Genomic DNA, 14461 nt, shown 5'->3' with positions numbered 1-14461 from the left:
AGTGTCTATACCATTAGATATTCCGGTTCTGTTTATTCTGTTCAACCGGCCCCGTCATGCCCGTAAAGTTCTTGACCAGATTCGTTTGGCGCAGCCGAAACAACTTTACGTAGCCATTGACGGCCCCCGGCCCGACCGACCGACCGATTCGGAGGCAATCGCCCAGTGTATCGCCCTTCTCGACGAAGTAGACTGGCCGTGCGAAGTCCATCAGTTGGTACAAACTCAGAATCTGGGTTGCAAACGGGCCGTTAGCACAGCCATCGACTGGTTTTTTGGGCAGGTCGAAATGGGTATTATTCTTGAGGATGATTGCCTTCCCGACCTGACTTTCTTTACGTTCTGCCGCGAAAACCTCCTGCGCCACGCCCACGATACGAGCGTGATGCACATTACCGGCGTCAATTTTCAGCACGGTCAGTGGCACGGCGACGGCTCGTATTTTTACTCCAAAATCTGCCACGTCTGGGGTTGGGCCAGCTGGAGTCGGGCCTGGCAGAAATACGACGTCAACATGACGACGTATCCGGAATTTCGGGAATTGAACCTGGTCAGATCGTTATTTACGGACCCCAAAGTACAACAATATTGGACGGAAGCGTTCGATGGCGTTTTTTCCGGCCAGATCGACACCTGGGATTACCAATGGTGTTACGCCATCTGGATTAATTACGGCCTGTGCATCTGCCCCAACCAGAACCTGATTTCCAACATCGGTTTTGATCAGGATGCCACGCACACTAAAAAAGACACGGAGCTAACGGCCAACCGTCCGCTGCAACCGCTGACCGAAATCGTTCATCCCCGGTTTTTGATCGAAAACCGGCAGGCGACGGAATATTCACTGAATAAGTTTTTTCGAAAAGTAACCGGAATGAAGGAGCGAATGGAGAATATTACCAACAAAACCGGGTTAAAAACCATGAAATCAACCTTCAAAAAGCATTTGCTGCCCTGAAGGAAAACCGCTCTGCATGAAGATTTTTTTTGATCATCAAACCTTCTCCCAACAAAACTACGGCGGCATTTCCCGATACTTCTGCGAGTTGATTGCCGGTATCAACCAGCCCTCCAGCGAACACCAGGCGCATCTGTCACTGCTGTTTTCTAATAATGCCTATTTAAAAGAAAAATCCCTGCGGGCGTGGCCTTTCTTCCCCGGCCAGCCTTTTTCCAGAACACAGCCTTACCTCTACCGACTCAACAAAGCGTTCAACCTGCTGGAAATGCAAACCCGGTCGTACGATGTCTTTCATGCCACGTATTACGAACCGTATTTTCTCGACCGCATCGGGAAACACCCCGTGGTGGTGACGTTTCTGGACATGATTCACGAAAAATACCATCCGGTTTTTCCCGAACTGGCGGCCGATCACCTCGTCATGAGGTGGAAGAAACAGATCATCGAACGGGCAACGGCGGTTATCGCCATTTCGGAAAATACCAAACGGGATTTAGTCGACTATTACAATATTCCGCCGGAGCGGGTTCGGGTCATTTACCTCGGCTCGTCGGTCGCCGTTGACGATAAGGCGATGGAACCGTCTGCCACGGCGCCGTATCTGCTGTTTGTGGGCAATCGCGGGATGTATAAACATTTCCGGCCTTTCATTCAGGCGATTGCGCCCTTGCTGCGTAGCCACCAAATCCGGGTGATTTGTGCGGGCGGTGGCGGTTTTTCATCTGACGAAACTACCCTTCTCCGGCAACTTCAACTCACGAACCTCATTGAGCAACAACCCATTAACGACGATTCGCTCCGCGAGCTCTATCGCCGGGCGCTGGCTTTTGTGTTCCCGTCGCTGTACGAAGGGTTCGGGATTCCGGTTCTGGAAGCTTTTGCCTGCCATTGTCCGTGTGTGCTCAGCGACCGCAGTTCGTTGCCCGAAGTAGCGGGCTCGGCGGCTTTGTATTTCGATCCGGAAAATCCGGATTCGATCCGCGAAGCGGTCGGCCGGATTTTGGACAGCCCTGATCTGCGGCAGGATCTCATTCGGCGAGGGCGGGAACGTCTTCAGCAGTTTTCCTGGGAAAAAACCGTTCGGGAAACGCTGGCGCTTTACCGGGACCTACAGTAAGTTTTTTGCCCGACCGGTTGGCCAATTCCTAAACGGCCGATTCCGACACCCGTCAATTGCTTATCTTTGCGGGTTGTCTTTTGTTCACGTTGTTACTCGCCGGACTTGTTTATGTCGCCACTGGTTTCCATTATAACCGTCTGTTTTAATAGCCAGAAACACATTGAACAAACCATTCAATCGGTTGTCAATCAAACCTATGCGTCCATCGAATACATTCTGGTCGATGGTAAATCAACCGACCAGACCGTAACGATCATCGAGCGGTATGCCCAACGGTTTCCGGATAAAATCCGGTTTATCTCCGAATCCGATACCGGTATTTACAATGCCATGAACAAGGGCGTCCGGCTGGCCACCGGCGAACTGATCGGCATCATCAACAGCGATGACTGGTACGAAACCGATGCCGTCGAACGGGTTGTGCAGGCTTATCAGCAGGCAGGACCGGCGGTTTTTCACGGCATTCAACGGACATTTCTCGACGAACAGGAAGCCTTCCTGATTCAGACGCACGCCAGCCAGCTTCCCAAAGGAAATATCGAACACCCAACCTGCTTCGTTCCGGCGTCGTTTTACCAGACCTACGGTTTGTTCAGCGAGCAATACCGCTACGTGAGTGATTATGAACTGATGCTGCGTTTTGCCAGGAATCAGGTGCCGTTTATTCCTTTAAACGCCATTCTGAGTAATTTCCGGCAGGGTGGTGCCTCACACCGGCCCGAAGCCGTCTGGGAAAACCTGCACCTCTGGCACGAAAAAGGCATTTTAACCCACCAGCAGTACCTGACCTGGCTTTATAAAGACAAACTGAAAGTATACACCAAACGGCTCACGGGCCGCAACCGATGAAGCTAAAAACGCTGTTCTATATCGCGTTACTGATCGGTTTGTTCGGAACCGTCACCAACCTGATCTTCATCAGTCCGTTGCCGTCGATTCTGGCGCTGGCGGTTTTGCCGTATCTGTTCTTCCGCCATTCCGTTATCGTTCTTCCGCGATTTATTTACTACCTCTACCTTTATTTTCTCTATTCGCTGGCGGGAATTCTGATTTATTATCCGCAGTCGCTGCTCCGTTTTGGCTTTTACCGCTACGACGGCAACTTCATCATTTCGTACCTGCCGCTGCTGCTCATTTCGTTTTTTTCCTACAACGTCGCCGTCGATTCGCTGTTCAAGCGGTTTTTGATTTTTGCCACGGTTATCAACGGCATTGCGTTCGGGTTAAATCTGGTGCTGACCAAAGGCATGGCCATTACCGACTGGGGAAATCCGGAAACCTACTTCCACGGTTTTTTCAAAAGCACCAACGGCGCGGGTGGTTTTATCAGTATTGTGCTGTCGCTCAACATCGTCCTGTTTTTGCAGGAACGAAAGCGGAAATGGGTGCTGCTGATGCTGATCAATTTTGTGTTTCTGGTCGCTACGACCTCGCGCGGTTCGCTGTTGGGCCTGGTGGCCGGTTTTGCTTTTTACTTTTTCGACCGCACCAACCGGGCGTATTTGATCCGGTTGGCCCTCTTTGGGATTGTCGCCGTTCAGTGTGCGGTTTTGTCGTATACCTATCCATTATACATCCAGTATGTCCGCGATGCCGACCTGAGCGAAGCGGGCGTCAGTACCTACATTTCTCCGCTGTTTGGCGAAGTCAGCACCAAATCGGCCAACATCGCCATTCGCGCCGTCGAAACCTGGCCGCGCGCCGTCGACTGTTTTCTGCATTCGCCCCTGATCGGCACCGGTTTTGGTTCCGTCAATGACACGCCGTTGAAGTACCAGGGGGTTCCATACGTGATTAGCCTCAACGATCAGCCTAAAAAAGTTTTCAATGACGCCCACGCCCACCATTCCTACCTGCACCTCCTCGGCGAACAGGGGCTGATCGGGCTCGGCATTTTTCTGCTTTTCTGGCACGCGCTCTACCGGTTTTTGAAAAAAGGACGCGACAGCATCGTGCAGAAGTTTTTACTGGTTTCGTTTTTCAACCTCTCCGTCATGAGTTTTACCGAACACCGCATTACATCGCCGTCCAACGCGCTGCCATTGGTGATTGCCTTGTGTATCTACATGCTCAAGCGGAATTTTGACACGAAACATCGGAACCCCGTTGTTAGTATCAGTAGTGTTGAAAGCAATTCCTAATTTTACGAGCACTCACTTACAGCCTGTATGAACCATAAATCAGTTGTTGTTAATGCCCGATTTCTGACCCAACCCATAACCGGAACGCAACGGGTTGGCATTGAACTCGGGATGCGATTAAAAGAGTTGTTGCCGGATATTACGTTTTTAACCCCGCATAATATTTTACAACCGGACATTGCGCAGGAGTTGGGGGCCACGGTTTATGGCCGCAGCAAAGGATACATCTGGGAACAGCTTGAAATGCCCGCGTATCTGCGCAGTCAGGGAAGTCCGTTGTTGCTGAATCTGTGTAATACCGCTCCGATCTTTTACCGGAACAAGATTGTCACCGTGCTGGATTTATCCTTTCACCTCCACCCGGAATGGTTCTCGAAGAAGTTTTCGATGCTGTATAACTTTACGGTCCCTAAAATCGTCAAATCAGCCCATAAAGTATTAACCATCAGCGAATATTCCCTGAATGACCTGCATCGCTGCTACCACATTCCCCGCTCGTCGCTGGACATTATCTACCCCAGCATTTCGGATATTTTCCGGTATCCGCCCGCGGTGAAAGGCGAAAACCCGTACGGAAAATACATTCTGGCGGTTTCGTCGCTCGATCCGCGTAAAAATTTCAAAGGCTTGATTCAGGCGTTTCAGGAAGCGAAGTTTCCGGATACGAAGCTGGTGATTGTTGGAGCCGCCCATAAAGTATTTGCCGATACGGGTCTGAAAGAAATGATTCAGAACGATTCTTCTATCATTTTTACCGGCTACCTCAGCGACGAGCAACTGGTCAATCTGTACCAGCACGCGCTTTTTTTTGCTTATCCGTCGTTTTTTGAAGGCTTTGGCATTCCGCCCCTCGAAGCCATGTCGTGCGGTTGCCCGACGCTGGTGTCCGACACTACAAGTTTGCCCGAAGTCTGTGGCGATGCGAGCGTTTACGTCGATCCCTACAACATCGGCAGCATCCGCGACGGGCTGAAGAAACTGTATAGCGACGAAAAACTTCGCCAAACCCTGGTGGAGAAAGGCCGCAGCCGGGTCGAACGGTTTAGCTGGCAGCAATCGGCCGAGAAACTCGCCGGAATTATTACGGAATTAGACAAGAGACGTTAGACAAGAGAAAAAAGACGATCGCCGTCTCCGGTTTTTTTCTCTTGTCTAACGTCTCTTGTCTCATCTCTATCCTCTCAACAAAATCATGCTCACGAAGAAAGTTGCCGTTGTTCACGAGTGGCTGGTTACGTTTGCCGGTTCGGAAAGCGTGGTCGAGCAAATCCTGGCACTTTATCCGCAAAGTGACCTGTTTACGCTGGTCGATTTTTTGCCCGAATCGCAACGGCCGCTGATCCAGCATAAAACCGTTACGACGAGCTTTATCCAGAAACTACCCTGGGCGAAGAAGAAATACCGCTCTTACCTTCCATTTATGCCGCTGGCCATCGAACAGTTCGACCTGAGTGCCTACGACGTGGTGTTGTCGAGCAGCCACGCCGTGGCGAAGGGCGTGCTGACCGGCCCCAATCAGCTGCACATCTGTTACTGCCACTCGCCCATGCGCTACGCCTGGGATTTGTACCACCAGTACCTGAACGAAAGCGGTCTGAAAACCGGTCTGAGTGGAGCCATTGCTAAATTAATTTTGCACTATATCCGGCTCTGGGACTACCAATCAGCGCAGCGGGTTGATTATTTTGTGGCAAATTCGCGCTACATTGCCCGGCGAATCCGGAAAGTTTACGGACGCGAAGCGGATGTTATCTATCCGCCGGTTGATACGGCGCATTTTGCGTTAGGCCAACACAAAGAAGCGTATTACCTGACCGCTTCGCGCATGGTTCCCTACAAGAAAATTAATTTGATTGTAGAAGCATTTTCAACCATGCCCGACAAACGGCTGGTGGTGGTGGGCGACGGCCCGGATTACGAAAAAATAAAGCGCCTGGCCACGCCAAACATCGAATTGGTCGGTTATCAATCCGACGATGCGCTGGCTTCGTATATGCAAAAGGCAAAAGCGTTTATTTTTGCCGCCGAAGAAGATTTCGGGATCACCCCCGTCGAAGCCCAGGCCTGCGGAACGCCCGTGCTGGCCTACGGCAAAGGCGGGGTGCTGGAGTCGGTTGTCGATCAGAAAACCGGTCTGTTTTTCGATCGGCAAACCGTGGCTTCGCTCAAAGAATGCGTGCAGCGATTTGACCAGACCGCCGACCGGTTCGATCCGGCGGTGATTCATCAACACGCTCAGCGGTTTAGCCGTGAGAATTTCCGGCAGGAATTTGACCGCTATGTGAATCAGAAAATGGCGGACTGGTTTTAAGACAGCCAACCACCTTTAACTATCTGATTATTAAATAGAACTATCTTAAGAATTGAAAATTTAACAGTCCCTTAGGATAAATATTGGCTTATTTTTCAATAATTTTTTGCCGTAAATCGTACAATTAACGTGAACTTGGAGTTATTAAGAGCGTCGAAACATCAGCGTCACTCTTTATACTAAGTGTCTTTCATTGGTTACGATTTTTAGCGAGGAAGCGGTTCGGCAGCTTATCAATCTGCGTGTGCAGCAGCCGTTTCGAACGAATAGCTTATGAAACACCGGTTTTCATTTTTACTGCGGCCTTTTAGCGCAACGATGGATATCATCTTTCTCGATATCTGTTTTGCACTCGCCTACCGGCTGAAATTTGGCACAACAGCGTCGTTATTCGATGTGCCGTATGTGACGTTGTTCTGGTTTATCAATGCGGCCTGGGTGCTGATTCTGTTGCTGAATAAGCCTTATAATTTTTCCCGGTTAACCTTTACCATCCAGAATCTGCTGGTGGGCCTGGTCAAACTGGTCGGTTTACACATTGCTTTGGTTTCGGTTTTCTGGGTATTTACGCAGGGCGGTTTTTATTACTCGCGCGAACACCTGGCGCTGACCTATGTGTTGTTTCTCTGCGCCGGTTCGCTCTGGCGATCAGCGGTTTTGATTTTGCTGAAGGTATACCGGGCCATGGGCTACAACACCCGGCGGTTTGTGGTGGTCGGATACGGACCACTTTCCAAAAGTATTCAGACGTTTTACCAGATGTACCCGGAAATTGGTTTCAAGTTTTACGGGTATTTCGACAAAATGAATCCGGAAAATGCCACGGCGCTGCGGGGGGATTACAGTTACCTGAAAGAATACATTACGCGGAACGAAATCGACTGTGTGTATTGCTGTTTGCCGTATATCGAAACCGAGCAACTCCGCGAGATCATGGATTTCTCGGAAGAAGCCAGCTACCAGGTCAAGCTGATCGTTGATTTCAAAGGGTTTCTGACCAAAGGCGTCACGGTCGAATACCATGACGTTCAGCCTGTTATCAGTCTTTCGACCCATTACCTGGACGATTTGCAGGTCAATGTGTTCAAGCGGGCATTCGATATTGCTTTTTCGGCGGGTGTGCTGGCGGTTGGCGCGCCCTTTTTCCTGGTTATTGCGCTGATCACGAAACTAAGCTCGAAAGGACCGGCTTTTTATTCGCAGGAGCGAATCGGAAAATGGGGGAAACCCTTCCGGATTCATAAGTTCCGCAGCATGTATCCCGATGCCGAACAGGGCGGACCGGCACTTTCATCGGGCGACAACGACGATCGGATTACGCCCTGGGGAAAGTTTATGCGAAAAACCCGGATCGACGAATTTCCGCAGTTTTATAACGTCCTCAAAGGGGATATGTCGGTGGTTGGCCCACGCCCGGAACGGCAGTATTTTATCAATCAAATCGTCGAAAAATCACCGGAATACAAGTATTTGCTGATGGTAAAACCGGGTATTACTTCCATCGGGCAAATTAAATTCGGATACGCCGAAAATGTGGAGCAGATGGTGCAGCGGCTGTGGTATGACCTTGAATATCTGCAAAGCGTTTCTCTTTCAACCGACGTCTGGCTCATTGTCCAAACGGTTCGCGTTATGATGCAGGGAAGAGGCAAATAAACGTGTAGAGGTCTATACATATCTATGAAACTGAAAGCCGGACTGGCGCTTTACCTATCTCTCTGTCTTCTAAAACCGGTTGTTGCTCAGCGGGCTTATTTTCCCAAAACAACCCGGTATGATATCCAGGCAGGTGCCTACGTTTCGTCGGGCGACCGAACCCCTTTCTGGCTACGGGCGAATCAGTTCGGAATTGTTCCGACGACAACCCCTGCGGCCACGTTCCGATTGGGCATTTCATCCGATTATGGAAAACCGGTCATCGACAGCGGCATCATCCGCCAGAAAAAATTTGACTGGGGTTACGGCGTCGAAGCGGTTGCCAATGTAGCCGGAAGTACAAAAATTATCCTTCCCGAAGCTTACGTCAAGGCCCGTTATGGCCGGATCGAATTCTACGCGGGCCGTCGCCGGAACACCTACGGGTTGGTGGACACGACATTGACATCCGGCTCGTTTGCCTGGTCGGGCAATGCCCTGCCCATTCCGGTGATTCAGATCGGTACGCAGGGTTTTGTTCCGGTTCCGTTTACCAATAATTTCCTGGCGATTTCCGCCTTTTACAACCACGGCTGGTTCGACAACGACCGGATTGTTCGCCATACCTATCTGCACCAGAAAGCGCTCTACGGACGACTTGGAAAACCGGGTTCGAAATTCAAGGCGTATGCCGGTATCAACCATCAGGTGCAGTGGGGCGGTTATTCCGATAAAATCTACGGGCCTTTTACGAACAATGGCTATTTACCCAGCAGTTGGAAAAGCTACTGGTTTGTGGTGACGTCGCACCGGAATCCGAACAAGATCGATACGACACTTCCCAGCTTTGAAGAAAACCGGGTGGGTAATCACCTCGGAACCATCGATTTAGCGCTCGAAGCAGAGTTGGGCTCCTTCAACCTTTTGATGTACCGCCAGAGTATTTACGACGACGGTTCGTTGTTTTACCTGACCAATATCCGCGACGGTTTGAACGGAATCCGGTTGAAAAACAAGCGATCAGAACGGTCGTTTGTTTCCATCAACGAAGCGCTGTTCGAATTTCTGTATACCAAAAACCAGGGCGGCCCCATCTTCCTGATCGACAATCCGGCGAAACGGGGTCGGGATAATTACTTCAACCACTCGCAGTACGTCGATGGCTGGGTTTATAACGGCCGCACCATTGGCTCGCCGTTTATGACACCGGGCAATGACGTCCGGGCCGGTCTTCCCAACGGGGCCATTGCCAATAACCGGGTTAGCCTAGTGCATTTCGGATTATCCGGCGTCATCGGCCGCGTCGAATGGCTGGGCAAACTGTCGTACAGCAGCAACATTGGTACCTACAACGACCCGTATTATAGCAAACCCACGCAATGGTCGTCGTTATTTAGCCTCATGGCGCCCGTCGATCTGGGCGGTTTGGGCGAGTTTCAGATCAATGCGTCGTTTGCGTCGGATTACGGCCAATTGCTCTACAATTCTACTGGCGGTTACCTCGGTATTCGGAAAATAATCAGCTCACGCTAAGCGGTTTCAGTTCTTAACCCGATCCTGTTCGCTGCCTGCTCCACTGGTGTTTCGTTTCTGCTTTCCGGCGGCTCCTTTGCTGAAATTATAGGTAAACGAAACCGTCAGCGACCGGCTGTCGAACCGATTGTGGTAGCTGGCCGTCGCGTTCGGAATGTTGAGAATCTTGCCCTGGGGTTGCAGCGACCGGAACGCATCCCGCAGCGTCAGCCGCACCGAGCCTTTGTTGGCCAGCACTTTTTTCTGAACGCCCGTATTCATGGCAAACAGCGCCGATTTATCAAACTGGGCGCTCTGGCTTCTCGTGATATAAAACCAGCTTAACTCGGCGCTCCAGCCGTTTTTAAACAGAAACTGGCTGCTCGGATTGATGTAACCGTAGACCGAACCCGTGACGAGTCCGCCGGTTCCCGGCAAGCCCGCAAAGCGGTTTTTGATGACTTCGGCGTAAAGATTACACGTCCACCAATTCCCGGCTTTGAGGGTGGTATTGACCGAAATACCGCCAAATTGCAGGTAGCCAATATTCCCCGTCCGGCTGATAAAAATAGCGCCCTGCTGCTCAATCGTTTCGCTATTCATATTGGTGACGTAATTGTACATCAGTGCGACATTGAAGCGGTTTTTGTGCGTAAATTTCAACTCAAACTTATGGCCAAATTCGGGGCGCAGGAAGGGATTTCCGGCAAAATAGGTAAACTTGTCGAGCAGAAAAACGAAGGGATTCAGATCCTGGTAATAAGGCCGCCCGATGCGTCGCCCGTACGAAAAAATCAGGTTGTTCTGATTGCTGTCGAGCCGGTAAGACAGATAAACTGTCGGAAAAAGATTGGTGTAATTTCGCCGGAACGTCGAATCCGGTTTGATTGCATTCCCCAACTGATGCCCGTACGCGTTGGTATTTTCGAGTCGTAAACCGGTTTGGAACGAAAAGCGGCCCATCTCGCCGTTGACATTCAGGTAAGCCGCATTGATGTTTTCAGTGTATCGAAACCGGTTCGTTTTGTCGAGATCCGGCGTTTCGGTCGAAGCCGTTTGCGTGAAGTAATTCGCGGCATTATCCGTTGCGACGTAACTGCTTTTAACGCCAGCCGCCAGACTGGCTTTGTTCTTCAATGGATGATTGTAATCCGACCGGAGTGTGTAAATCGCGACGTTGGAGGGCAGGTCGGCGCGGATATTCTCCCGGTTTTTCTCGGTGGAACTGGCATCCAGAAACCGGTTCTGAAATTGTTGCTGTGTCGAAATCCGGTAGCCGACATGATCCAGATCCACGGAAATCGAACGTCCGGTGCTGTCGTATTGATGCGTAAAATTCAGGTTGATCCCGTTCTGCCGAAACTGGCTCCGCTGCGAATTAGCGGCTTCGATCAGCGAATCGGACTGACTTTCTGCATCAAGCAGTGCACTGTTGACCGATCTTGTTTCGTGGTTGAACGCATAGGAACCTGTAAAAACGAAACCAACTGTCGTTTTCGGATTGACGTAAAAATCCATTCCCGCCTTGAACGTCGGGGTACGGTTGTGCGGATAGAAATACGAGGTCTGGGAAAAAATGGTGTTCAGCCGCTGGTTTTCTCCGTAATACCGCCGTTCAATCGCGAGTTTCCGCCAGGTATCCTGGCTATTAAAACCGCCGTTGAGAAAGAAATTGAACCGGTTTTTACGGTAATTCAGGTTAACGGTTTCGCTGTGCCGCCAATAAAACGCCCGGCCCAGATTGGCCGATAGGCTTCCGTTAAAGCCTTCAATTTTTGACTTTTTGGTCTTGATGTTGATGACTCCGGCCTTTCCGGCGGCATCATACCGGGCGGGCGGATTAGTCATCAGTTCGATCTGGTCGATCGTGCCCGACGGAAGCGATTTCAGATAAGCCGCCAAATCAGTCGCCGACAGGTAAGTCGGGCGGTTATCGATCAGCACCAAAACGCCGGATTGCCCTTTCAGACTGATGTTGCCATCCTGATCGACCATCACGCCGGGCGCTTTCTGCAACACCTCCAGAATGTTGGTTCCGGCATTCGACAAAAGTGCGTCCACATTCACGACGGTTCGGTCCAGTTTGTATTCCACGAATTCTTTTTTGGCCGTCACGACCACTTCGTTCAGTTTGATGGCCGAAATGCGCAGCCGGAAAGGCTCCAGTGTCCGAACGGTTTCAGCATCCGTTAGTTCAATCCGTTGACTCCAATACGGTTCGAATCCCAGCGCGCTGACGGTGATGAAATAAGACCCGGCTTTTAAATTCATGAAGCGGAACGTGCCGCCGACCTCCGTCAGCTCGGCTTTCACCAGACTGGAATCGGCCGCATGCACCACCGAAACCGCTGCCGCATCAACCGGTTTTTGATCGGCGGTGATCACCTGCCCGCTCAACTGGACCGGCGACTGAGCCCATCCGATTAGTTGGGCACTAGTTATCCATAGGGTGAAAATCACCCGAATTTTCGTTTTCATGAAAGCTGCGATGGAGGTCTGTTTCGAATTTCAGCAGGCAAAGCAATCCCTGCTTACCAAAAGTAAGTGAGTAAAAGGGAGCTGTTAAGTTGGTTACGGATTCGTGTTCCGGTAGGTAAAGTCGACGAGGTCGCCCGGTTTTTTAACGAACCTGGAAACAATCTGATGATGAACTTCGTCGGACTGTTTGACGCCGTTGACGATCAGGAAATCATTCGTAATGTGAAAGGACAAACCTTCTCGTTTGGGGCTCAGCCCGGCGTTAACAATCTCATCGATGATCTGATCGGTAACGGACTTCTTTACACTGAGCGGTTTTGGTGAATAGGCAAGCCGGTTGAGTTTCAGCTCCGGTTTGTGGTACAATTCCGGAAGAGAATCCCGAAGCGTTGGCTGCAAGGCAGTCTGCAACGGTTGCAGGCCAGTCAATCCAGCGAGCGAATCCGGGCGATACGCCGGCCGCTGCAACGAGTTGGAATGATCCCGCACATCCTGAAATCGCTGGCTATGGTTCGGGCTAAAACCGTTGGGAAGCTGACCGGTTTTGAGCCGATCACCGGCTTTCAGTGTTTCATTTTTTGATAAATCCGGTCCGATTTCTTTGATGGATTGATCCCCCTTTTTGCGGGTCAGCGGGTTAACTTCAACCCGGTTCGGGCGGAATCCGTTTTGTTTCATCTCCGTACCAACAGCCGGTTTTGGGGATTTTTCAGCCGGTTGTGCGTACAGAAAACCGATGGTGGCAACCAATAGAACCGAGATGGAAAGTACGACTTTTTCCGGGAGGTCCAGCGTCGTATTCGTTTGGGAAACCAGCCGTTCGACCCGCTGGAGCAATCCTCTTTTTTTAGCGAAAGCCAGCGCATAACCCGATTCTTCCAATTCATATTCACGAAATGACAACAGCGCCCGGATGTAGTTTCGCTTGCTTCCGGCATACGAAACCACCAGATCATCGCAGCAGGCTTCGCGTTCGGCCCGGATCAGCGATGAGATCCATAAAATCGCCGGATTGAAGAAAAACAGGAGTTCCAGCAGGTGTTGCAGCAGATTGACCACAAAATCCAGCCGCTTGATGTGCGCCAGTTCGTGCAGCAACATCAGCTCGATTTCTTCCGGCGGAATGGCGGTCAGGATGCCCAGTGGAACGAGAATGACGGGCTTGAAATGCCCCAAAATCATCGGCGATTTTACCAGTGCCGATTGCATCACGCGGATGGTTCGCGGGATGCCCAGTTGCCCGGCCAGAATTTTCACCTGATTTTCCCAATGCGAACCAATCGAAACCGTCTGTTTTCGTTGCAGGTAATTCAGGTGGTACAGACTCCTGACCAATTGAACGCTTTTCAGGAACAAAACCAGCAGCCAGATCAACACCAGGGGAGACGAATACTGCGCAATCAACGCAAAACCGTTTGTGACATAGGATTCAAGCGGTTTTGCGCTGACGGAAACCGAAAAGGTAGCAGAGCTGGTATTTGGCAAAGTCTGCCGCTCCGTAACCGGAAAAACCGCTTTCTGATCAAACTGGAGGTAGAGCGTAACTCCGATGCCCAGCGCGAACAAACCTAACAAGCCGACGAAAAGCCAGTACCGCAACCGGGATTCGGCCTTGCGGGTCAGGGCCAGGATCAATCCGGCCAAAACCGCAAGCAGCAAACCCTGCCAGAGCGAATGCAGGAGGGTCAGTCCGATTTTTTGGACCCAGGGCTGGGCCATCAGGTGATCGAAGGGAATTTTCATGGCGTTCATTGTTGTGTAGTTGGTTCTTCTTCATCCAGTTTATCCAGCAGCGCCCGAATGGCTTTTATTTCATCTTTCGAGGCTTTTTTGGAATCCAGCAATTGCATCACCAGATTCCCAGCCGAACCTTCATAGAGGTGATTGACGAAGCGGTCTAGCAGATAGCTTTTGGTTTTCTGTTCCTCTTCGGCCACGCCATAAACGTGCTTCATCTGGCTTTCGTCCCGACTCAACAGCCCCTTTTCGGCCATCAGCTGCATCTGTTTCAAGGTCGTCGTATAATTCACTTCCTTGAATGTATTGAGCTGCTCATGGACGAACCGCACGGTAGATGGACCGTGTTTCCACAATACCGTGAGAATGTCCAGTTCTGCTTTGGTCGGTTCGGCTCGCTCCGGCGACGATTGGTTTTCTGATTTCATATTTCAAAGGTACGATAAAAATCGTACGATCAAAATGGTAGATAAATTTTCCGAGTTTTTTTTTCTTCGGGCTTAGGACAGGTGTAAAACAAAAACGGGTTGTACCAGCTGGCACAACCCGTTTCAATCTAAAATAAC

At 50.7% G+C, this 14461-nt stretch carries 11 protein-coding genes; 8 read left to right on the top strand and 3 right to left on the bottom strand.

Going from position 1 to position 14461, the window contains the following annotated elements; genetic code table 11:
• The first annotated feature begins 1 nt into the window (after position 1).
• The 8 genes from EHT25_RS11175 (at position 2) to EHT25_RS11140 (ending at position 9701) form a co-directional block, all read left to right on the top strand.
• Complete coding sequence (locus EHT25_RS11175) at positions 2 to 958, top strand: hypothetical protein (RefSeq protein WP_124874441.1); 957 nt, start codon at positions 2 to 4, stop codon at positions 956 to 958.
• A 16-nt stretch (positions 959 to 974) separates the two neighbouring features.
• Complete coding sequence (locus tag EHT25_RS11170; protein ID WP_124874439.1) at positions 975 to 2078, top strand: glycosyltransferase family 4 protein; 1104 nt, start codon at positions 975 to 977, stop codon at positions 2076 to 2078.
• Positions 2079 to 2144: 66 nt separating this feature from the next.
• The gene (locus EHT25_RS11165; RefSeq protein ID WP_510186266.1) at positions 2145 to 2930 is read left to right on the top strand and encodes a glycosyltransferase family 2 protein; all 786 of its coding nucleotides are present in this window, start codon (positions 2145 to 2147) and stop codon (positions 2928 to 2930) included.
• A complete protein-coding gene (locus EHT25_RS11160) occupies positions 2927 to 4222 on the top strand; it encodes an O-antigen ligase family protein (RefSeq protein WP_124874435.1) in 1296 nt (431 codons plus the stop codon). Before EHT25_RS11165 ends, EHT25_RS11160 begins: the two co-directional genes overlap by 4 nt.
• Before the next feature lie 27 nt (positions 4223 to 4249).
• Positions 4250 to 5329: a glycosyltransferase family 4 protein gene (locus tag EHT25_RS11155; RefSeq protein ID WP_124874433.1), complete on the top strand. Its 1080-nt coding sequence runs from the start codon at positions 4250 to 4252 to the stop codon at positions 5327 to 5329.
• A gap of 85 nt (positions 5330 to 5414) precedes the next feature.
• Entirely contained in the window at positions 5415 to 6533 is a 1119-nt protein-coding gene (locus EHT25_RS11150; protein WP_124874431.1) for a glycosyltransferase family 4 protein, read from the top strand.
• A gap of 273 nt (positions 6534 to 6806) precedes the next feature.
• Complete coding sequence (locus EHT25_RS11145; RefSeq protein WP_124874429.1) at positions 6807 to 8189, top strand: exopolysaccharide biosynthesis polyprenyl glycosylphosphotransferase; 1383 nt, start codon at positions 6807 to 6809, stop codon at positions 8187 to 8189.
• Between the two features lie 24 nt (positions 8190 to 8213).
• Positions 8214 to 9701, top strand: coding sequence for a capsule assembly Wzi family protein (locus EHT25_RS11140; RefSeq protein ID WP_124874427.1), 1488 nt, complete (start codon positions 8214 to 8216; stop codon positions 9699 to 9701).
• A 6-nt stretch (positions 9702 to 9707) separates the two neighbouring features.
• On the opposite strand, the gene EHT25_RS11135 is transcribed toward EHT25_RS11140, so the two are convergent.
• From EHT25_RS11135 to EHT25_RS11125, 3 genes are all read right to left on the bottom strand, one after another.
• Positions 9708 to 12158 (bottom strand): TonB-dependent receptor, encoded by a 2451-nt coding sequence (locus EHT25_RS11135; RefSeq protein WP_124874425.1) that lies wholly within the window; start codon positions 12156 to 12158, stop codon positions 9708 to 9710.
• A gap of 93 nt (positions 12159 to 12251) precedes the next feature.
• Positions 12252 to 13910 carry a M56 family metallopeptidase gene (locus EHT25_RS11130; protein ID WP_124874423.1) on the bottom strand — a complete coding sequence of 553 codons (1659 nt, stop codon included), beginning with the start codon at positions 13908 to 13910 and terminating at the stop codon, positions 12252 to 12254.
• On the bottom strand, positions 13907 to 14323 hold the full coding sequence (locus tag EHT25_RS11125; protein WP_124874421.1) for a BlaI/MecI/CopY family transcriptional regulator: 417 nt from the start codon (positions 14321 to 14323) through the stop codon (positions 13907 to 13909). The genes EHT25_RS11130 and EHT25_RS11125 overlap by 4 nt, the downstream gene beginning before the upstream one ends.
• Positions 14324 to 14461 lie beyond the last annotated feature (138 nt).

The organism is Larkinella rosea, from assembly GCF_003858635.1.
GTDB lineage: Bacteria > Bacteroidota > Bacteroidia > Cytophagales > Spirosomataceae > Larkinella > Larkinella rosea.
The sequence above is the reverse complement of the archived record's forward strand: the minus strand, read 5'-3'. Positions and strand labels throughout refer to the sequence as shown.